The following is a 20,332-nucleotide window of genomic DNA, read 5'->3' on the forward strand; positions in this document are numbered from 1 at the left end:
TTACGCGTCACGCATCCGCAGAACGGCCCACGACGAGGCCATGCCCGCCGCGACCCATCCTCCCAGGGCGAGGAAGGCGACCGGGGCGGAGAGGGCGGCACCCTCGGCCGTGGCGGTCAAGGAAGAGGACGCGAACATCGGCAGGTAGCTGCTCAGATCGTGGATCCACTGCCAGGCAGGTTCGGCCGGGAAGATGTTGACCACGATCGGGAGGACGAAAAGCAGCCCCACCGTTGCCGCGATCGCACCCGCACCGCTGCGGAGGAGGAACCCGAACGCCACTCCGATGAGTGCGAACACCGACATCGAGAACGCCGCACCCAGGAGGGGCCGGAAGGTGGCATCGAACGAGCTCCAGTCGATGCCGGCGCCGCCCGATCCGAGGATCGGGGTCACGACGACGGCCGCGATCAGCGAGATCGCCAGCGAGGCGACGAACATCAGCGCCGCGACCACGGCGGATTTCGCCGCGAGAACGGAACCGCGGATGGGATCGGCCGCGAGCGTCGAGCGGATCATGCCGGTGGAGTACTCGCCGGTCACCGCGATCACACCGAGGATGCCGGCGAGCAGCATCGTGAACTGCGTCGGCATCGTGACGGCCTGGATGCCCGTGAATTCGTCTCCGCCCACCGAGGAGGCGATGAGCAACGAGATCCCGACCGTCATCACCCCGACGAACGCGATCGACCACCAGGTCGAACGCAACGTCGCAAGCTTGATCCATTCGCTGTGCAGGGAGCGCGCGAAGGACAGGCGGTAGGTGGTCGGAGTGGACGTCCGCACGCGTGCGGCAGCGGTCACAGTGGTCATGAGATCTCCTTCGTGCGGTACTCGACCGATTCCCCGGTGAGTGCGAGGTACGCCTCTTCGAGCGAGCCCGTCGATGGCGTGAGTTCGTGGATGGGGATGCCGCGTTCCGCGGCCAGGTCACCGATGCGGGCGGCAGGCACTCCGACGATGTCGAGCGTCTCGGGGCTCGTCGTCACGATCTCGACGGCCGGACCCGCGATCGCCGCCGCGAGCTCGACGACGCGAGGGCTGCGCACCCGCACGGTCTGGGTCGTCCAGGCCCGTACGAGGTCCGGCAGCGGAGCATCCGCCAGCAGCTTGCCGCGGCCCAGGACGATGACGTGGTCAGCCGTCTGCGCCATCTCGCTCATCAGGTGGCTCGACAGCAGCACGGTGCGTCCTTCCGCCGCCATGCGCCGGACGAACTGGCGCACCCATCGCACGCCCTCCGGGTCGAGGCCGTTCACCGGCTCGTCGAGGATGACGGTGTGAGGGTCGCCCAGGAGCGCCGCCGCGATGCCGAGGCGCTGCCCCATACCGAGCGAGAAGGTGCCTGCGCGCTTGCCGGCGACCGACTCGAGCCCGGTGAGCCCGATGACCTCGTCCACGCGCGACCGCGGGATCCCGTGGGTGGCCGCCATCGATCGGAGGTGGTTGCGCGCCGATCGGCCGGTGTGGACCGCCTTCGCGTCGAGCAGCACCCCGACCTCGGTGAGGGGCGCCCGAAGCTTTCGGTAGTCGCTGCCGTTGATGGTGGTGCGACCCGCCGTGGGGCGGTCGAGTCCCACGATCATCCGCATCGTGGTGGACTTGCCGGCACCGTTGGGGCCGAGGAATCCGGTGACTCTTCCCGCGGCGACCGTGAAGGACACGTCGTCGACGGCTGTCTTGTCTCCAAACCTCTTCGTGAGGCTCTCTGCTGTGATCATGTCCCCGACGCTACGGACCGCCGTCGTGGCCCCGCATCCACCCCCGGTGCCGTCATCCGTCGCCGTCGTCGTCCCCCGGGATGACAGGCCCGGGACGGGCGGCGCGGAGCGCCATGAGCCACGAGGAATGGTGCTCCGTCCCCGTTGTGCCGAGAGCGGGGAGCGTGCGCCGAACGCACGAAAAAGCGGGCCGGAACCCGAAGGCTCCGGCCCGCTTCAGCGGTACGAGATCAGCGACCCGACAGCTTCTCGCGCAGAGCGGCGAGGGCGGCGTCGTCGGCCAGGGTGCCGGCCGAGGCCGACTCGGACGAGTACGACCCGCCACCACCGGTGGACGTGCCGGAGACTTCCGAAGCCGGCGCGTTGGCCTCGGCCTCGAGGGCCTTGGCGACGGCGGCCTTGTGGGCCTCCCAGCGAGCCTGAGCAGCGGCGTACTCCTGCTCCCACTTCTCGCGCTGCTCGTCGAAGCCCTCGAGCCAGGCGTTGGTCTCCGGGTCGAAGCCCTCGGGGTACTTGTACTCCCCGCGCTCGTCGTACTCGGTGACCATGCCGTAGAGGGCCGGGTCGAACTCGGTGCCGAAGGGGTCGACCGACTCGTTGGCCTGCTTGAGCGACAGCGAGATGCGGCGACGCTCGAGGTCGATGTCGATGATCTTGACGAAGACCTCTTCACCGACCGACACGACCTGCTCGGCGAGCTCGACGTGACGGCCCGACAGCTCGGAGATGTGCACGAGGCCCTCGATGCCATCCGCGACGCGGACGAACGCACCGAACGGAACGAGCTTGGTGACCTTGCCCGGTGCGATCTGGCCGATCGCGTGCGTGCGGGCGAACACCTGCCACGGGTCTTCCTGCGTCGCCTTCAGCGACAGGGAGACGCGCTCGCGGTCGAGGTCGACCTCGAGGATCTCGACGGTGACCTCCTGGCCGACCTCGACGACCTCGGAGGCGTGCTCGATGTGCTTCCACGACAGCTCGGAGACGTGCACGAGGCCGTCCACGCCACCCAGGTCGACGAACGCACCGAAGTTGACGATCGACGAGACCGTGCCCTTGCGGACCTGGCCCTTGTGGAGGTTGTTGAGGAAGTTCGAGCGCGACTCGGACTGCGTCTGCTCCAGCAGCGCGCGGCGCGAGAGAACCACGTTGTTGCGGTTCTTGTCGAGCTCGAGGATCTTCGCCTCGATCTCCTGGCCGAGGTACGGCGTCAGGTCGCGGACGCGACGCAGCTCGATGAGCGACGCCGGCAGGAAGCCACGCAGGCCGATGTCGACGATGAGACCACCCTTGACGACCTCGATCACGGAGCCGGTGACGACACCGTCGTTCTCCTTGATCTTCTCGACGTCGCCCCACGCGCGCTCGTACTGCGCACGCTTCTTGGACAGGATGAGGCGGCCTTCCTTGTCCTCCTTCTGGAGAACCAGCGCCTCGACGTGGTCGCCGACGTTGACGACCTCGTTGGGGTCGACGTCGTGCTTGATGGAAAGTTCGCGCGAGGGGATGACACCCTCGGTCTTGTAGCCGACGTCGAGGAGGACCTCGTCGCGGTCGATCTTCACGACGGTTCCTTCGATGAGGTCGCCGTCGTTGAAGAACTTCAAGGTCAGTTCGACCGCGGCCAGGAAGTCTTCGGCAGATCCGATGTCGTTGATCGCGACCTGCTTGGTGGCCGGGGCGGTCGTTGCGGTAGTCATGTAGTGGGTTGTCCTAGTTGGGTTGGTGTCGGGCTTCGACTCCCCCGGATCGGGATGCCGACTCGGCTCCGGAGCGGCCGCTCCCCTGACGCGCGGATTCCCGACCTTTCGACGTGATCCGTGCGGATCTGCCTGGGGCCGGTCCCTGAACGTATCGGAGGGACTGACAGCTTCCGTCACGCAAGCCGGCGCGAGCCGAAGCGAAGCGGATTGTTTTTGTGCGATGTCACCCTCGGCGCAGGCCGGGCGTGCAGAACGAGCCACACGAGTGACACCTGATGCTATCAAACGCCGGGGCGGTGCGTAATGTTCCCCCGAACGGGCGCGGCTCCCTGCGGATGTGTCACCGGGCTTCTGGTGTTTCTCGAACATTTGTTCTATACTTGAGGTATGAGCACAGCGGGCATCGCGTCGGCCGCAGAGACGCGGGACGAGGATGCCACGTGGTGGGATGAGGCGCCTTGGGACGCGGGCTTCCTGGATCCGTTGGATCTGGTGACGGATGTGTCGACGATGATGTCGGTACTCGCGGCCGAGCGGTTCGTGCGGGTGGATGCGATGCATCAGGACGCGCTGCGCGACTCGACGGTGTTCCGGGGCGCGCAGGTGGAGATCGTCGAGCGTTCGCTGCGGTTGGAGCTGGCAGCGGCGTTGCAGATCACCGAGTACGCCGCGGACCGGCTGCTGGTCACGGCCGAGGCCCTCGTAGGCCGGTATCCCGGGATGTTGGCCCTGCTCGCTCGCGCGGGCACGACGGAGCGGCACGCGGACGTGTTCGTCGAGCTCGTCGACACCGTCGAACCCCACCTGCGTGATGGGGTGATCCCCCGGGCGGTGGAGCTGGCTGAGACCCTCCCGGTGGGCGCGTTCCGCAGGCGGTTGCGCACCCTGGTCGACAGCGTCCGGGCAGCGGCGCTGGAGCAGCGGCATCAGGACGCGATCGCCACCCGCCGGGTAGCGGTGGAGGCGGGGTTCGATGGGATGGCGTGGCTGATGACGTACATTCCGGCCGTGGAGGCCCATGCCGCCTACGAGCGCGCCACCGCGATGGCGAAAGTGCTCGCCGCGGCCGACGGGGAGACCCGCACCCTTGACCAGCTGCGCGCCGACATCCTCGCCGACCTCATCATCGACGGCACCGTCGACGCCCACCCCGACGCAGCTCGCGGCATCCGCGCGCGCGTCGCGGTGACCGTCCCCGCCCTCTCCCTCCTCGACGACGACCACGCCGCGGGCAGCGAACCCGCCGTGGTCGAAGGAGTCGGACCGATCCCGATCTCACGAGCGCGCGAACTCTGCGCGAACGCCGACGGGTGGACGCGGATCCTCACCCACCCCGAGACCGGGATCGTCCTCTCCGTCGGCCGCGAGAAGTACAAACCCCCGGCAGCCTTGAGGAAACTCGTGCAATGGCGAGCCGACCGATGTATGGCCCCCGGGTGCGGAACCCCCGCCTCACGGTGCGAGATCGACCACCGCATCCCCTGGTCGGAAGGCGGTCGAACAGAACTCGCCAACCTCAACCCCTTCTGCACCGGGCACCACACGCTCAAACACCATGGCGGGTGGACGATCCAGCCCGTCGAGGGCGACGACGGCGCGATCGAATGGATCTCACCCCTGGGCAGGCGTTACATCACCCGGCCGGAGCGACGTGTGCCCGTGTTCCGGGTCGCCTGAGCGGCGAGAGATCGCGGATCACGCGCTCTCGGCGCGCCCGCCGAAGTGCTCAGCCGCAACGACCTGCTCCGCCATGCGCCGTAATGCGAGGATCACCGGCTCAGCCATCACCGTCCCCAGCACGACGTAGCGCACCACCGAATCGCGCGATTCGGTCGGGATGCCGGCCGTCTCCGCCTCGGCGATCTGTCGTGCCGCGACGACATACGCGTCGAGTACCTCCGGCGGCAGAGAGAAGCCCGATCGCTCCACCGTCCGCAACGCACGGGCCAGCACGGCGAGCTGAGTCGCATCGTACCGCTCGAGGTTGCCGCCGAGCCGGACGAACAGGTCGAGGGCGGCGGAAGTGTCGATCCCCTCCTCCACCTCCGGCGCGACCGCCGCGTGTGCGACTGCCAGGAGTTCGTAGGGGCTGGACGGTGGCGCATTCAGCGCGGCGATCACCTTCCGGGTTTCCGCGATGCTGACGCCCGACTCGACGAGGGCACGGATCACGCGCAGCCGCTGCACATGCACAGCGCCATACGCCGCCTGTGTTGGGGATGTGCGCAGCCCCTCGGGCAGGAGCTTCTCGCGCAGGTAGTACTTGATCGTCGCGACCGGCACGCCTGCCTCGGCGGAAAGCTCGGAGATTCTCATGGGCACCTCTTGACTTCGAAAGTACCACTATCCATTCTAGATAGCGGGACTATCGAAGAGGAGTGAGCCATGGCGCGGGTGATTCGTGGACGAATGACGCACCGGTACAGCGGAGAACTGGTGGTCTTCCACATCGGCATGCAGATCAACAAGTGGTGGCGCCCCGACCTATGGATTCCCGTCTTCTCCGCCATGCCGCCGATGCTGCGCGAGCTCAGTGCCGACCGCGACTCGGGGATGCTCAGCTACGAGCTGCTGCTCGGCGCCGGCGGGCCGTACATCGTGCAGTACTGGTCCTCCATCGACAAGCTGTACGACTATGCGACCTCTCCCACGCAGAGGCATCGACCGGCGTGGACGCGATTCAACAGGATGGCGCGGAGTGCGCCAGAAGTCGTCGGCGTGTGGCACGAGACGTTCCTAGTCGAACGCGCCGAGAGCATGTATGTGTCGACGAAGCCGATGGGTTTGCCGAAGGCGACCGAGCTCGTGGCCGTGGCCGCCTCCCATACGCACGCGCGCGATCGGTTCGTCGACGGGCGCACGCCCGCATCCGGACGCGATGACGAGCAGCCGGGAGAGGCTCAGCCGGTGGTCGAGCGCGGGAACACGGGGGCGAGAACCCTGCGCTGATCGGGCCGCCGTGTCCGCGGTTATCCACAGCCGCCCAGGTAACGCTCAGGTAACGGCTGCCAGGCTTAGGGATTTGTGTCCGCCGAACGCGGATCCGATGCGTCGTCCCGACGGCGAATCCCCCCGACACGGAACCAGAATCCATGCGCTCGAACACGTCGTCCGTCTCCACTCGTCGCACTCGCCGCGAAGCCCAGCGCCGCACGCGTCGGCGCCCGATCCTGGTGGTCGGAGGACTCGCGGTGGCCGCAGCCTGCACCCTGGGAATGAGCGCCACCGCTCCCACGCCTGCGCCTGTCGCCTCGGCCGCACCGACCGCGACGTTCGCGCTCGCCTCGTACGGCGTGGCGACGCAGATCGAGCCGTCCGCAGCACCCGAGATCACCGAGGCTGAGGACGCCGTCGCTGCCGCCGGCGCCTCGGTGCAGGCCGCGGTCGCGGTGACCAGCGAGATCGCCGCATCGGGTCTCGACGTCGGCGACCCGAACCCCACCGTCGACATCGCCCCCCTCGAGGCTGCCGCCGACAAGCTCGAGAACGCCGACGTTCTTCCCGCTCCCCTGGTCCCCGCCCTCACCGAGGATGTGGCCGAGCTGGTGGCTTCCGTCGACACCCGGGTCAGCGCCCTGCGCGGCGGGCTCGAGGGAGCAATCCAGAAGAAGGCCGAGGAGGAGGCTGCCGCGGAGAAGGCGAGACAGGAGGCCGAGGCGGCCGCCGCTGCGGCGAAGGCCGCGAAAGCCTCGAGCAGCGCGAGCTCGGCTCCCCTTCCCGCCGTGCCCGCCGGCACCGGAGACAACAGCCCCGCCGGTGCGCAGGCCACCGCGCGCGGCATGCTGGCGGCACGCGGATGGGGCGACGACCAGTTCAGCTGCCTCGTCTCCCTATGGAACAAAGAGTCCGGATGGCGCGTCAACGCGGCGAACCCGAGCGGCGCGTACGGCATCCCCCAGGCCCTTCCCGGCAGCAAGATGGCCTCGGCCGGTGCCGACTGGCAGACCAGCGCCGCGACCCAGGTCTCGTGGGGTCTCGGATACATCTCCGGACGCTACGGCACGCCGTGCGGCGCCTGGGACCACTCGGTCAACGTCGGCTGGTACTGACCCGCGTCAGCTTGCGAGCCCCCTCTCACCCTCGGGTGCGAGGGGGCTCTTTCGTCATGAACGAGGCGGGTGGCCGGGCGTGCGGAGAGTGCAGCTGCAGTCCTGCGCGGAACCGACGGTCACCCGCCGATCGCATCGTCGCGGGCGCCGCGCGCGAGCGATCGGAACTGCTCGAACCCCGCGTTCGGGACACGTTCCAGCCGTTGATCGGCGGCGCGCACCAGGTCCACGAGCCCGAAGGACAAGAACCACTCGTCGGGCGTCTTCGCGTCGAATCGGTACAGCCAGTCGACCATCGTGAAGAAGGGGAACCACGTGTAGCCGACGATGGGATGCCCTTCTGCGCGAAGGTCGTTCAGCTCGGCAGAGGACTGCCGCAGCCAGGCGATCCTCTCCTCGACCGAGCCGATCAGGGAGGTCTCGGTGACCGCGAGCGGCCCCCCGTACCGCGCCGAATACGCGGTCACGAGGTCGCGAAGACCCGCCGTACCGGCGCTCACCGGTGTGGTGGTCCCGTCGACCATGCGAACGGTGGTGAAGTGCGGGTAGTAGTTGACCCCGATGACATCCGGGTGCACGGCATTCGTCCGGAACCACTCGAAGTCGTTCTCGGTCACGCCGTGCGCCACCAGCCACTCGCCGACCACGCTGTCACGGTGCATCCGCCCCGTGATGAGATCCAGCGCGGCGAAGCGCCGCTCCTCGAGCAGTTCGCGGGGCAGCGGTGAGGTGTCCCCCTCGTAGCGGAAACCCGCATCGACGTGCACGAAGGTCGCGTCCGGATGCACGGCGGCGATCTCCTGCTGCGTGCGCACCATCCCTCTCGCCAGCTGCATGAGCACACGGATGAATCCGTCGTCTCCGACCAGGTACGGAGGCCAGGCACCGTTCTGACCGCACCACTCGGCGTTGACGATCGGCTCGTTCAACGGCGTGTAGTCCGTCCACACGTCGCGGTAGCGCTCGGCGACCGCGCGCCCGTACGAGGCGACCCGCTCCGGATAGGAGGAGTTGAGGAAGGAGTTGTCCAGCCACAGCGGCGTGCCGTAGTGCATCAGATCGACGATGCATCGCAGCCCCAGATCCCGCATGACCGCTGTCACCTCGTCCAGCCAGAACCAGTCGAACTCGCCAGGGCGGGGCTCGACCAGGTACCACGGGACGCCCCATCGGATGAACTCGGCACCGGCCTGGGCGGCGAGCTCGAGATCCTCGCGCCAATACCGGTAGTGCTGCGTCAACTCGTACTCGTCGAGCTTGCGATGACCCACGCGCTCCTGGGGGATGAAGGTGTCCTCGATGCCGACGCCGTAGCGCATTCGGTTCTCCTGGTACCACGGACTGTCGCTCACGGTGCCTCTCGTTTCGGTCTCACTTGAGCCCCGTCGTGGCGATGCCCGCGACGAAGCTGCGCTGGATGAGCAGGAAGAAGATGATCACGGGAAGAAGCGCCAGAAGCGATCCCGCCATGAGAAGGCCGTACTCGACGACGTGTTGACCCATGAACAGAGCCAGGCCCGCGGGGAGGGTGGAGCTCTCCACCGACGACGACATCACGAGCGGCCAGAGCAGGTCGTTCCAGTTGTACTGGAAGTGGAACAGGCCGAGGGTGAGCAGCGCGGGCCTGGCCAGTGGAAGGATGACGCCCCAGTAGATGCGCCACTCCGATGCCCCGTCCACGCGCGCTGCCTCTTCCAGATCCTTCGGCAACGACAAGAAGAACTGGGTGAGGAAGAAGATGCCGAAGGCGTTCGTCATCCGCGGGATGATCATGCCCGGGAGGGTGTTCGTCAGCCCCATCCCGTTGAGCATGTCGTAGAGCGGAATGAGCGTCACCTGGAACGGCAGCATCAGCAGGAGCAGGATGCCGACGAAGACGATCCCGCGCCCTCGGAAGGGAATCCGCGCCAACGCGTACGCGGCCATGGAGTCGAAGAGCAGGGAGATGACGGTGACTCCCCCCGCGAAGATGATCGTGTTGACGTAGAGACGCGCGAACGGGATGCGCTCCCACACCTCGACGAAGTGGTCGAGAGTGAGTTCGCGGGGCCAGAGCGTCGGCGGGTACGAGACGATGTCGGATTCCGGTTTGAACGCCGTGAACACCATCCAGATGATCGGCAGCAGCATCAGCAGACCGATCAGCACCGACGTCACGGTCAGCAGCACTGTCGCCGCCCGCGGGCCGGTGCGGCGAGGTGCGCGTGGCGGTCGAGACGCCTCCGGCGCGCTGCTCGAGGTCAGCACGGTTGTGACGGCCATCAGTAGGTCACCTGCTTCCGGCGAAGGTAGCCGAACTGGATCATCGACAGGATGAACACGAAGATCAGCAGGACGAAGGAGATGGCAGAGGCGTAGCCGAAACGCAGATCCTGGAAGCCTTCACGGTAGATCAGCATCACGAGGGTCTCCGTGCGGAAGAACGGGCCGCCGCGGGTCATCACGTAGATCTGATCGAACGCCTGGAGGGTCGCGATCAGCGCGAGCACCGAGACCAGCAGGGTCTGGTTCGACAGCAACGGAAGGGTGATGCTGCGAAAGCGCTGCCAGGGTCCTGCGCCATCCAGACGAGCGGCCTCGTAGACGTCCCCGGGAATCGACTGCAGTCCGGCCAGGTAGATCACCATGTAGAACCCGACGTTCTTCCACACCCCGACCACCATCACCGCCGCCATCGCATAGCGAGGATCGGAGAGCCATCCCTGCTCGGGGACGATCCCGACGAACCCCAGCCAGTACGACAGGAGGCCGATGTTCGGGTCGAGGAGGAACGCCCAGGCGATGGCGATGATGCCGAGCGACACGATGAACGGAAGAAAGATCGCCGTCCTCGAGAACGCCCGTCCGGCGAACCTCTGATTGAGCAGGATGGCGAACAACAGCGCGAGGACGACCGTCACCGGGGTGACGACCAGCGCGTACACCACCGTGTTGCCGAAGGCGTTCCAAAATGCCGGGTCGCGGAACAGCTCGGCGTAATTGGCGAGGCCGATGAACTCCGCGGCACGGATGAGGTTGTAGTCCGTCAGTGAGAGCCACACGGCCTGCACCATCGGGTAGAGGGTGAAGGCCACGAGCACGAGCAGGGCAGGGGTGAGAAACAGCCAGGCGGTGCGCGAGCGACGGGCCGCGACGTTACGCCGACGACGAGGGCGCGACGGACGCGACGAAGCGGCGGGGGCGACGGTGGTGGTCATGAAGTCTCCAGGGAGGCGGGCCGCGGATGACGCGACCCGCCCCCCGATGGGTGATCTGCTACTTGTCCAGCTCAGCCTGTACCTGGTCGGAGGCCGCGGTGAAGATCTCCTCCACGGTTCCCTCGCCGTTCAGGGCGCGCTGGAGTGCCGGGGTGAAGACGGTCTCGAGGATCGGGCCGCCGGCGGCGATGCCCGGAAGCAGCACCTGGGCACTGTCGACGACGTCTGCCGCGCCGAAGATGGCCGGATACGGGCTCTCGGTCACCTGATCCGCCACGTCGGCGCGGGTGGGAGGGAAACCCGACCCGCTCGACCACGTGATCTGGCCCTCGGCCGAGTTCCAGTACGCGAAGAACTCGTAGGCGGCGTTCTTCACATCGTCGCTCGCGTTCGAGGGCAGCCCCATCGCCACGACATCGGCCAGAACGTTCTCGCCTCCCGGGCCGGCGAAGGGCTTCGCGAGACCGAAGTTCAATCCGGCCTCGTCGAACCCGGTCGTCATCCAGGGCCCGACGATCTCGATCGCGGCCTTGCCGGTCTGGAAGAGCTTGTCGGCATCTGCGCCGTTGAGCCCGATCGGGCTGGCCTTCTGGTCACGGACCAGCGAGACCCAGAAATCGAGCGCCTCGATCGACTCCGGATCTCCGAGCGTCGATGTCGCGCCGTCGTCCGACACGATGCTGCCGCCCGTGCCCCACAGCAGCGAGGGGAAGATCGGCACTGTCTCGTGGTCGCCCAGCGCGATGGCATACTGCTCGGGCTTGCCGTCGCCGTTCTCGTCCACCGTGAGCTGGGGAACCATCGCCGCGAACTCGTCCCACGTCGTCGGCGGCGCCTCGGGGTCGAGGCCGGCGGCGGAGAAGAGGTCCTTGTTGTAGTACATCATCATGGGCGTGAAGTTCACCGGCACGCCATAGTTCTTGCCGTCGTAGATCGACGCCTCCACCGCCGCCGGCGCGAGCGCCGCCGTGTCGTGAGCGGCGTCGTCGTAGTAGTCGTCGAGCGGCAGGAACAGGCCCTCATCCGCGAACTGGGGCATGCGCGCCGCCGACATCGCGATGATGTCGGGGCCGTCCTTCGCCGCGACCGACGTGAGCACTTTCTGGTAGAGCGTGTCCCACGGCATGATGTTCGCTTTGACCTCGATCTCGTCCTGCGACGCGTTGAAGTCCGCGATCACCTGCTCCAGAGCGGGTCCGTCCGGGCCGGTGAACCCGTTCCAGAAGTCGAGGACGATCTTCCCGTCCGCGTTCGTGTCGCCTCCGCCGCCCGAGCCCTGCCCCGCGCATCCGGACAGCGCGAGAGCCACCGCCGAGGTCGTCGCGAGGCCCATCAGGATGCTGCGCCGGCGGCGGCGCCATGAGGTGGTGGGTGCGTGCTGTGATCTCATCACTCTTCCCCTTCGAATTCTCGTTCAACGTTGAACCAACCGAGTGACTACCGTTATACATGAACAGGTAATCGTTGAACAAGACACGCTGCCGTGCCAGTCTGAGCGGCGCGGTACTCACGCCGACAGAAGGACGAGGGATGGCGCGAACGACTCTGAAAGACGTGGCCGACCACGTCGGCGTGTCCGCGAAAACGGTCTCCAACGTCGTGAACGGCACGGGCGGGGTGACGGATGACCTTCGCCGGCGTGTGCGCGATGCGCTGATCGAGCTCGGGTACCGGCCGAACGCGGCGGCGCGACAGCTTCGCAGCGGACGAAGCGGAATGATCGGCCTCGCACTGCCCGAGCTCAGTCAGCCATACTTCGCCGAGCTCGCCGCTGAACTGGTGCGTGCCGCGCAGGAGCGAGCCATCACCGTCCTCATCAACCAGACGGATGGATCCGCCGATGCCGAGCGCCGTATCACGGACGGCGTGGACGCCCCCGTCATGGACGGGCTCATCCTCAGCCCCCTCGCCCTCTCCGCCCGCGATCTCGAGGGACGTCTGGACAAGACCCCGCTCGTCCTCCTCGGCGAACACATCGGGGAAAGCCGCTATCCCCACGTCACGGTGGACAACACCGCCGCGGCGCATGCCGCGACGACCCATCTCATCTCCCTGGGATGTCGTCGGATCGCGGCCGTCGGAGCCCAGGAGTCGGGGCCGAACGAGACGTCCACGCTGCGTCTGGAAGGCTACCGACGAGCTCTCGCGGACGCCGACCTGGAGTTCGACGAACGCCTGGTCCTGCCCGTCGACCAGTTCCACCGGGCGGACGGGGCTGCTGCGGCGCGTCGCATCCTGGAAGAGGATCTGCGGCCCGATGGGGTGTTCGCGTTCAACGATCTGCTCGCGCTCGGCGCGATGCACGTTCTCATGACCGCCGGTGTGCGCGTGCCCGGTGATGTGGCCCTCATCGGCTTCGACGACATCGAGGAGGCGCGGTACGCCACGCCGAGCCTGTCGTCCGTCTCTCCCGATACCGCCGCCCTCGCGCGCACCGCCATCGAACTCCTCCTCGAGGACGCCGAACCGGGTATCCGAAGCGTGTCCTTCACGATCTCGCACCGCGCCAGCACGAAGGGACCCTCGGAATGACCATTCCCGACGCCACCTCGGATGGTGGCAACCACCCCCGACCGCAGCTGATCCGCGCCTCCTGGCACGACCTGTCCGGCGCGTGGGACTTCGCGCGCGACGACGCGCTCGAAGGCCGGCTGGGCAGCGTGGCCTTCGATCGGACCATTCAGGTACCCTTCCCACCCGAGTCGCCGGCGTCAGGGATCCACGAAACCGGATTCCTGCCCTGCGTCTGGTATCGACGTCACTTCGGCCCGGAAGAGCTGCGCGAAGCCGGCTGGGACCCGACTCGCCGCACGCTCGTGCATTTCGGCGCCGTGGACCAGTCAGCCACGGTCTGGGTCAACGGGCAGCTCGTGGCAACGCATGAGGGCGGACAGTCGCCCTTCACCGCCGACGTCACCGAGGCAATGGACCCGATGGGGCCCAACGAACTGGTCGTTCGCGCCGTGGACAGCCCGCACGACGTCTCGGTGCTTCGCGGCAAACAGGACTGGCGGGAAAAGCCGCACTCGATCTGGTACCACCGGACGACGGGCATCTGGCAACCCGTATGGCTGGAGTGCGTGCCCGCCGTGTCGATCCAGCGCCTGTCGTGGCGCACCGACCTGCCCTCGGCCACGGTCGAGCTCGACGTCGAGGTGGAGGGCACCCTCCCGCCCGACGCCTGGATCCACGTGCGCCTGCGTCATGAGGGCGAACTCCTGGCAGCGGCGCGGGTCGCGGCCCTCGGCCGGTCGGCCGTCGCGCTGCGGATGGTCATCCCCCGCCAGCTCAACGGTCAGCAGTACGAAGAACTCCTGTGGCGCCCGGGACAGCCGACCCTGCTCGACGCATCGATCGAGATCCTCACCGCCGACGGCGACGTGACGGATGCCGTGGCCAGCTACGTGGGAATGCGCAGCGTGGCAGCCGGGGCGGAGGGACTCCTCCTCAACGACCGGCCGATATCGGTCCGAGCCGTGCTCGCGCAGAACTACTGGCCCGAGACCCACCTGGCGGCGTCGCCCGAGATGCTCAGGCGAGAGGTGGCGTCGATCCTCGAGCTCGGTTTCAACACGGCCCGCGTTCATCAGAAGGCCGAAGACCCTCGTTTCCTCTACTGGGCCGATCGTCTCGGGCTGATGGTGTGGGCGGAGACGGCGAGCGCGTACGCCTTCGATGCCCGCGCCATGACGAATCTCGTGGCGGAGTGGAGCGCCATCATCCGGCGCGACGCATCCCACCCGTCGATCGTCGTCTGGGTGCCCCTCAACGAGAGCTGGGGCGTACAGCACATCGCTCACGACCCGCGCCAACAGGCGTTCAGCAGGTCCATCGCCGATCTGACGCGGGCGCTCGATGGCACGCGACCGGTCATCTCGAACGACGGATGGGAGCATACGGCGTCGGATATCGCGACCGTGCACGACTACGAGCCCGACCCCGCTGTCATCGCCGCTCGCTACGGCGATCACGCGGCCGTGGCGCGGCTGCTCTCCGGCCGAGGCCCGGCGGGCCGTCTGATGTCGGTCGGCGCGCAAGCGGAGGGAACGGCCGTCATGCTCACCGAGTTCGGCGGAGTGTCTCTGGTCACCGGGTCGCACGAAGAGTGGGGTTACTCGACGGCCCCCGACCCTGAGGCGTTCGCCGAGCGGGTCACCGCGCTGCTGAGTGCGGCAGCGCACGCATCCGGCATCGTGGGCTTCTGCTACACGCAATTGACCGATACCGGGCAGGAGACGAACGGTCTGCTCTACGCCGACCGATCGCCGAAGGTGGACCCCGACCGCATTCGCGCGGCCGTGCTCGGTCGATCCTGAGCGTCAGGCTTCGGCGCGCGCCCCCAGGGCCGGCAGCAGAACACCGTCGATGATCGACACGAGGAACTCACGTGTCACCGGTGCGCGTTCGAGGAGAACGCGGTTGGCCACGATCGAGCTGCTGACGCCCGAGATCAGGTCGAGGTGCGGCGTGTCGGGGATCTCACCGCGATCGATCGCGCGCTGGATCAGGACGCGGGTCGCCGCACGCCGCGGCGCGACGATCGCCTCTTGCGCGGCATGCGCGAGTTCCGGTGACTTCGAGAGCATCGAGACGATGCCGGCCATGATGTGCATCCGGCGCTCGCTCTCCTGGAGCGTTGGCGGCTTAATCATCGCGACCAGGTCACCTCGGAGCGTTCCCGTGTCGGGCAGGTTGTCGAGATCGATCCTGGTCTTCTTCATGCAGGCCACGGCGTCGATCACCAACTCCGCCTTCGAGGACCACCGGCGATACACCGTCGCCTTGCCGGCTCGTGCGCGCGCAGCGACCTGATCGATCGTCATCGCGTCGTAGCCGTTCTCGGACAACACCTCGAGTGTCGCGTCCAAGATCTCGGCATCACGCGTGTGGTCACGCTTCCGACCGAGGCGCGGCGGGGGGCCGGCCACCTCCTCGGCGAGTTCGAGCTGCGCCATCGCATGCCTCCTTCGCTTCTGCGCTCCACCCTAGCGCAGGGCGAGACATGGGAGTTCAGGAACATTTCATTTCCGAAACGTCTCGGTTCCGTATTACTCTGTCGCCATGTCTTCGTCATCCGTTCCCTCCGAGGGCCCCGGACCCTCGCCGCGCCGGTGGATCACCCTGGTCGTCGTGGGCCTCGCGCAGCTCATGGTCGTCCTCGACGCCACCGTCGTGAACATCGCACTTCCTTCCGCGCAGGCAGACCTGGGTTTCAGCGACGGCGACCGTCAGTGGGTCGTCACCGCTTACTCGCTCGCTTTCGGATCCCTGCTGCTCCTGGGCGGACGCGTCTCCGACCTCATCGGCCGCAAGCGCACCTTCCTCATCGGCCTCCTCGGGTTCGCCGCCGCCTCCGCTCTCGGCGGCGCGGCACCCGACTTCGGTGTGCTGGTCGCCGCGCGCGCACTGCAGGGCGTGTTCGGAGCCCTGCTCGCACCGACCGCCCTGGCGGTGCTCACGACGACGTTCACGATCCCGAAGGAACGGGCACGGGCCTTCGGCGTCTTCGGCGCCATCGCGGGTGCCGGCGGGGCGTTGGGCCTTCTCCTCGGCGGCTTTCTCACGGAGGCGCTCGATTGGCGCTGGAACCTCTACGTCAACGTCGTCTTCGCGGTGATCGCCTTCGTCGGCGCGCTGATCTTCATCCGCCGCGTCGAAAGCGACGGCCCCCGGCCGAAGCTCGACGTGCCGGGCACGCTCCTCGTGTCGGGCGGCCTCTTCGGCATCGTCTACGGATTCGCCAACGCCGAGACGGAGGGATGGGGCTCGCCGCTCAGCTGGGCTGTTCTGGCCGGGGCGGGCGTTCTCCTCGTCGCCTTCGTCGTATGGCAGCGGCGCGCCTCTCATCCGCTGCTCCCGCTCTCGATCGTGCTCGATCGGAACCGGTCCGCAGGCTACCTGTCGATCCTGATCGCCGGCGCCAGCATGTTCGGCATCTTCTTGTTCGTCACCTACTTCCTGCAGGCGACGCTGCAGTTCAGCCCGATCCAGACCGGACTGTCCTTCCTGCCGATGATCGCCATGCTGGTCCTCGCGGCCCAACTGTCGACGAACCTGCTGTTCCCGCGCCTCGGTGCGAAGCTCATGGTGCCAATCGGCATGGCCCTCGGCGCGGTCGGGATGCTCCTTCTCACGCGGTCGACGGTCGACAGCACGTACGTGGCCGACCTGCTCCCGGCGCTGATGGTCCTCGGACTCGCGATGGGCACCATCATGCCCGCCTCCATGCAGACCGCCACCATGAACGTCGACCGGCACTTCGCCGGTGTCGCCTCCGCGATGGTGAACACCAGTCAGCAGGTGGGCGGATCGATCGGCACCGCCCTTCTGAACACGATCGCTGCGACAGCGACCGCCGACTACGTCGCCGCCCATCTCGCCGATGGGGCGGGCGCCGCAGCATCCGCAGCCGTCGCCGGCTACACCACGGCCTTCTGGTGGGGAGCGGCGTTCTTCGCCGGAGGCGCGATCATCTCCGCGGTGCTCTTCCGACGGAGGGTGCGCCCATCCCGCGGCTCGGTGGCGGATTCCGCAGAAGAGGAACTGCCGGCCGCGATCGCGGTCTGACGGGCGGGCAGTCGGTCCTCTCCCGTCCGGACACCCGCTGCACCCTCAGGCACCCGTGCGACGAGCAAGGAGACCCGCAAGCAGGGCGTACAGGAGGGGAAGACCGGACAGCGACATCAGCACGGTGCCGAACACCGGGTCATCCGGCCGCACCACGGCGCCCGCGATGAGGAGTCCGGCGAAGAGCACGGCCGCCAGGATGCGACTGCCCAATCGCTCGAGCGCGCGCAGGCGGCGCTCGAGCCGCGGACTCTGCGCGGTGAGACGCCCCTCCTCCACGCGCGTGATCACGGCATCCAGGCGGCGCGGCAGGCGGGCGCTCACGCCGAGCACGGACACCGCTTCTCTCGCGAAGGCCTGCACGACGTTGCCGCTCTCCTCGCGGATGAGCCGATTCGCGTACGGCTCGACGGCGTCCCAGATGTTGAAAGCGGGATCGAGGGAACTGCACATCCCGGACGTCAGCGACATCGCCCGGATGACGAGAAGGAAGTTCTCCGGCAGCTGGAACGGCAACGACCGCACGACGTCGCCGAACTCCACCGCGAACGCACGGAATTCGCGAGGGTCGACAGCTTGGAGCTCAGCGAAGCCCATCCCGCCGAAGCGGGCGAACAGCTGCGTCATCGCCCGTTCGAGCTCGGCGGTGTCGGCGCTCGGGAGGAGCACGCCGACGTCGCGGATGCCCTCGACGAGGCCTTTGCCGTCGCGCGATGCCGCAGCGATGAGCACTCGGCGAAGCCCCCGCCGGAGGTTCGTGGGAACCTCGCCCATCATGCCGAAGTCGACGAACGTGAAACGCCAGCGCCTCGCCTCATCACTTCGATCCTCACTCAGCGCTCGGGGGGACGCGCTGCTCGTTTCGAGCGGAGTGACGAAGACGTTCCCCGGGTGGGGGTCGGCGTGGAAGAAGCCATGCTCGAAGAGCTGGTCGAACATCACCGCCGCGAAGGTCTGCGCCACCTCCGCCGGATCGATGCCGGCGGCACGGAGGCCGTCGAGATCGTTGATCTTGATGGCGGTGACGTCCTGTAGGGTCAGCACCCGCTTCGTCGTCCGCTCCCACACCACGGCGGGGGCGCCGACCCGGGCGTCATCGGCGAAGTCGGCGGCGAACCGTTCGGCGTTGGCCGCCTCGTGCAGATAGTCGATCTCCTCGAAGCTGGTGGTCGCGAACTCCTCCACGAGGGCGGGCACCTCGACCCGATCGCGGACGACCTTGACGCGGCTCAGCCAGACGCCGACCTTCCGCAGCGCCCGGAGGTCGACGTCGACGACCTCGTCGATGCCCGGCCGTTGGATCTTGATCACGACATCGGTGAGACCCGCCTGCTCGGCGTCCGGCGCCGACAGCTGCGCGCGGTGCGCCTGCCCGAGGGATGCCGCGGCGAGCGGGGTCGGGTCGACGAACGCGTAGGCGCGCTCCAGCGGCACGCCGAGCTCCGCCTCGGCCAGCGCGCGGATCGCGGGGAACGGGACGGCGGGCACCTCGTCCTGCAGGCCTTCGAGCTCCTTCGTGATCTCGGGCGGCAGCACGTCCAGCCGCGAGGACATGAACTGGCCGACCTTGATCATGAGGCCGCCCAGGTCGACCGCGAGCACGTGGAAACGCTGAGCGATACGTCGCATCCGCATCGAGCGATTGCGTGCCGCCAGGCGCGCCATCCCGAACCGCGGGAGCACCAGCTCGTACCACCACGCCTGGACGAGATAGCGCGCCGCGAAGCGCGTGATGCGCCGATAGCGGGCGCGCATGGCGTAGACGTCGGTCACCGAGTCTCCTCGACGCCGGCGCTCGTCGGGCACCCGCGTCAGTCCTGGGCGAGGATGGAGTAGAGCTTACGACGTGCCTCTTCGAGGACGTCGACGGCCTCCTTCACCTGCTCCGCGCTCCCGGTGCGTCCGACCTGTGCCGCTGCCTGCGCGAGGTCGATGCCGGCCTTCGCGAGGCCCGATGCGCGGCCGCTGTCGCGGGTGCTCGAGTTCTCCCACGGCGCCGGCTTCTCCGCATCCGCTTCGGCCACGAAACGGCCCTCGTCGGTGAGCGAGTAGGTCTTGCGCCCACCCGACTCCTCCGCCTTCAGGAGCCCCTCGTCGGTGAGCATCTGCAGCGTCGGATATACCGAGCCCGGGCTGGGCTTCCACGATCCGCCGCTACGTTCGCCGATCTCGGCGATGATCTGATAACCGTGCATGGGACGCTCGAGGAGAAGGGCGAGCACCGCGGCCCGCACATCCCCGCGCTGCATCCGGGTGCTGCCCCCGACCTTCTGATCGAACATGCCGCGCAGCTGCTCCATCGCCTCCATGATGTGAGGCATCGGCCAGCTGTCGCCCGTCGCCCGCCCGCGTCCGGGGAACCCGTCGCCGAACAATGATCCGCTCATGAGAATACCTCCCTGTGCCAGGCCCACTCGGGCTCAGCGATACATAACGATATATCGCTCACGCGAGGGCGAGCGCTGTTCGCGGTGAACGTCCAGCTTCCGGCGACGTTGCCCCTGGACGGCGGCGACCCTAAGCTCGACGGACCGCGATGATGCACAACGGCGTGCATCATCGCGCGATCACCCCGTGGACCTTCCGAGAGCGGATGTAGCATCCGTCGCGGCGACGGCGGTGCGCCTTAGCCTGGAGCCATGCCCCAGAACTGGACCGACGTCCGCCCCTCCTTCGAGAGGGCCATGGTCGCCCACGTGGCGACGCTCATGCCCGACGGCGCGCCGCACAGCGTCCCCGTGTGGGTCGGCATCGAGAACGACCTCATCGCGTTCTTCTCGCTCGCCGGGTCGCGCAAGGACGAGAACATCCGGGCCGACCCGAGGGTCGCGCTCTCGATCACCCACCCCGACAACATGCTCGACATGGCGTCCGTGCGGGGCCGCGTGATCGAGCGCATCGACGGCGATGCGGCCATGGCGATCGTCGATCGGATCGCCGAGCGCTACACCGGAACCCGCTACGACATCCGATCGGGTCTGGCCGTCTTCCTCGTACGGCCGGACGTCTTCTGGGCGCGCAACTACGCGGAGTGATTCGGCGCGGGAATGCGCTCGCCGGTTTCGGGTTCTCCTCAGGAGCGCATCCCGCTTTCG

The 20,332-nt window shown here is 67.8% G+C and carries 18 protein-coding genes; 7 read left to right on the plus strand and 11 right to left on the minus strand.

Annotated features, from left to right (window positions below; genetic code table 11):
* The 3 genes from ACTU3I_RS09300 to rpsA form a co-directional block, all read right to left on the minus strand.
* Positions 1–813 carry an ABC transporter permease subunit gene (locus ACTU3I_RS09300; protein ID WP_442925405.1) on the minus strand — a complete coding sequence of 271 codons (813 nt, stop codon included), beginning with the start codon at positions 811–813 and terminating at the stop codon, positions 1–3.
* Positions 810–1,721: an ABC transporter ATP-binding protein gene (locus ACTU3I_RS09305; protein ID WP_442925406.1), complete on the minus strand. Its 912-nt coding sequence runs from the start codon at positions 1,719–1,721 to the stop codon at positions 810–812. Before ACTU3I_RS09305 ends, ACTU3I_RS09300 begins: the two co-directional genes overlap by 4 nt.
* Positions 1,722–1,951: 230 nt before the next feature.
* Entirely contained in the window at positions 1,952–3,421 is a 1,470-nt protein-coding gene (gene rpsA / locus ACTU3I_RS09310; RefSeq protein ID WP_442925407.1) for a 30S ribosomal protein S1, read from the minus strand.
* 390 nt (positions 3,422–3,811) lie between these two features.
* On the opposite strand from rpsA, the gene ACTU3I_RS09315 reads away from it, so the two are divergent.
* The gene (locus ACTU3I_RS09315) at positions 3,812–5,101 is read left to right on the plus strand and encodes a DUF222 domain-containing protein (RefSeq protein WP_442925408.1); all 1,290 of its coding nucleotides are present in this window, start codon (positions 3,812–3,814) and stop codon (positions 5,099–5,101) included.
* Between the two features lie 18 nt (positions 5,102–5,119).
* On the opposite strand, the gene ACTU3I_RS09320 is transcribed toward ACTU3I_RS09315, so the two are convergent.
* Positions 5,120–5,740: a MerR family transcriptional regulator gene (locus ACTU3I_RS09320; protein ID WP_442925409.1), complete on the minus strand. Its 621-nt coding sequence runs from the start codon at positions 5,738–5,740 to the stop codon at positions 5,120–5,122.
* Between the two features lie 69 nt (positions 5,741–5,809).
* Here ACTU3I_RS09320 and ACTU3I_RS09325 point away from each other — a divergent pair, with 69 nt between their 5' ends.
* On the plus strand, positions 5,810–6,373 hold the full coding sequence (locus ACTU3I_RS09325) for a DUF4188 domain-containing protein (RefSeq protein ID WP_442925410.1): 564 nt from the start codon (positions 5,810–5,812) through the stop codon (positions 6,371–6,373).
* A gap of 143 nt (positions 6,374–6,516) precedes the next feature.
* Complete coding sequence (locus ACTU3I_RS09330; RefSeq protein ID WP_442925411.1) at positions 6,517–7,473, plus strand: lytic transglycosylase domain-containing protein; 957 nt, start codon at positions 6,517–6,519, stop codon at positions 7,471–7,473.
* Positions 7,474–7,592: 119 nt separating this feature from the next.
* Here ACTU3I_RS09330 and ACTU3I_RS09335 read toward each other — a convergent pair whose 3' ends face one another.
* From ACTU3I_RS09335 to ACTU3I_RS09350, 4 genes are read right to left on the minus strand one after another with little or no spacing between them, the layout of a single operon-like run.
* Positions 7,593–8,825 carry a family 1 glycosylhydrolase gene (locus ACTU3I_RS09335; protein WP_442925412.1) on the minus strand — a complete coding sequence of 411 codons (1,233 nt, stop codon included), beginning with the start codon at positions 8,823–8,825 and terminating at the stop codon, positions 7,593–7,595.
* A gap of 19 nt (positions 8,826–8,844) precedes the next feature.
* On the minus strand, positions 8,845–9,735 hold the full coding sequence (locus ACTU3I_RS09340; protein ID WP_442925413.1) for a carbohydrate ABC transporter permease: 891 nt from the start codon (positions 9,733–9,735) through the stop codon (positions 8,845–8,847).
* On the minus strand, positions 9,735–10,670 hold the full coding sequence (locus ACTU3I_RS09345; protein ID WP_442925414.1) for a carbohydrate ABC transporter permease: 936 nt from the start codon (positions 10,668–10,670) through the stop codon (positions 9,735–9,737). Before ACTU3I_RS09345 ends, ACTU3I_RS09340 begins: the two co-directional genes overlap by 1 nt.
* A 58-nt stretch (positions 10,671–10,728) precedes the next feature.
* The gene (locus ACTU3I_RS09350; RefSeq protein ID WP_442925415.1) at positions 10,729–12,060 is read right to left on the minus strand and encodes an ABC transporter substrate-binding protein; all 1,332 of its coding nucleotides are present in this window, start codon (positions 12,058–12,060) and stop codon (positions 10,729–10,731) included.
* A 140-nt stretch (positions 12,061–12,200) separates the two neighbouring features.
* On the opposite strand from ACTU3I_RS09350, the gene ACTU3I_RS09355 reads away from it, so the two are divergent.
* Together ACTU3I_RS09355 and ACTU3I_RS09360 are read left to right on the plus strand one after the other, a co-directional pair.
* Complete coding sequence (locus tag ACTU3I_RS09355; protein WP_442925416.1) at positions 12,201–13,202, plus strand: LacI family DNA-binding transcriptional regulator; 1,002 nt, start codon at positions 12,201–12,203, stop codon at positions 13,200–13,202.
* Complete coding sequence (locus ACTU3I_RS09360) at positions 13,199–14,986, plus strand: glycoside hydrolase family 2 protein (RefSeq protein ID WP_442925417.1); 1,788 nt, start codon at positions 13,199–13,201, stop codon at positions 14,984–14,986. The genes ACTU3I_RS09355 and ACTU3I_RS09360 overlap by 4 nt, the downstream gene beginning before the upstream one ends.
* Before the next feature lie 3 nt (positions 14,987–14,989).
* Here ACTU3I_RS09360 and ACTU3I_RS09365 read toward each other — a convergent pair whose 3' ends face one another.
* Complete coding sequence (locus ACTU3I_RS09365; protein WP_442925418.1) at positions 14,990–15,625, minus strand: TetR/AcrR family transcriptional regulator; 636 nt, start codon at positions 15,623–15,625, stop codon at positions 14,990–14,992.
* A 106-nt stretch (positions 15,626–15,731) separates the two neighbouring features.
* Here ACTU3I_RS09365 and ACTU3I_RS09370 point away from each other — a divergent pair, with 106 nt between their 5' ends.
* Positions 15,732–17,237, plus strand: coding sequence for an MFS transporter (locus ACTU3I_RS09370; protein WP_442925419.1), 1,506 nt, complete (start codon positions 15,732–15,734; stop codon positions 17,235–17,237).
* A gap of 45 nt (positions 17,238–17,282) precedes the next feature.
* Here the strand turns inward: ACTU3I_RS09370 and ACTU3I_RS09375 are convergent, their stop codons facing one another.
* Both ACTU3I_RS09375 and ACTU3I_RS09380 read right to left on the minus strand, forming a co-directional pair.
* Complete coding sequence (locus ACTU3I_RS09375; RefSeq protein WP_442926389.1) at positions 17,283–18,992, minus strand: ABC1 kinase family protein; 1,710 nt, start codon at positions 18,990–18,992, stop codon at positions 17,283–17,285.
* A gap of 56 nt (positions 18,993–19,048) precedes the next feature.
* Positions 19,049–19,624, minus strand: coding sequence for a PadR family transcriptional regulator (locus ACTU3I_RS09380; RefSeq protein ID WP_442925420.1), 576 nt, complete (start codon positions 19,622–19,624; stop codon positions 19,049–19,051).
* A gap of 252 nt (positions 19,625–19,876) precedes the next feature.
* Here ACTU3I_RS09380 and ACTU3I_RS09385 point away from each other — a divergent pair, with 252 nt between their 5' ends.
* The gene (locus ACTU3I_RS09385) at positions 19,877–20,272 is read left to right on the plus strand and encodes a TIGR03618 family F420-dependent PPOX class oxidoreductase (protein ID WP_442925421.1); all 396 of its coding nucleotides are present in this window, start codon (positions 19,877–19,879) and stop codon (positions 20,270–20,272) included.
* The last annotated feature ends 60 nt before the right edge of the window (positions 20,273–20,332 follow it).

It is taken from the genome of Microbacterium sp. RD1, assembly GCF_052220165.1.
Classification (GTDB): Bacteria; Actinomycetota; Actinomycetes; order Actinomycetales; family Microbacteriaceae; genus Microbacterium.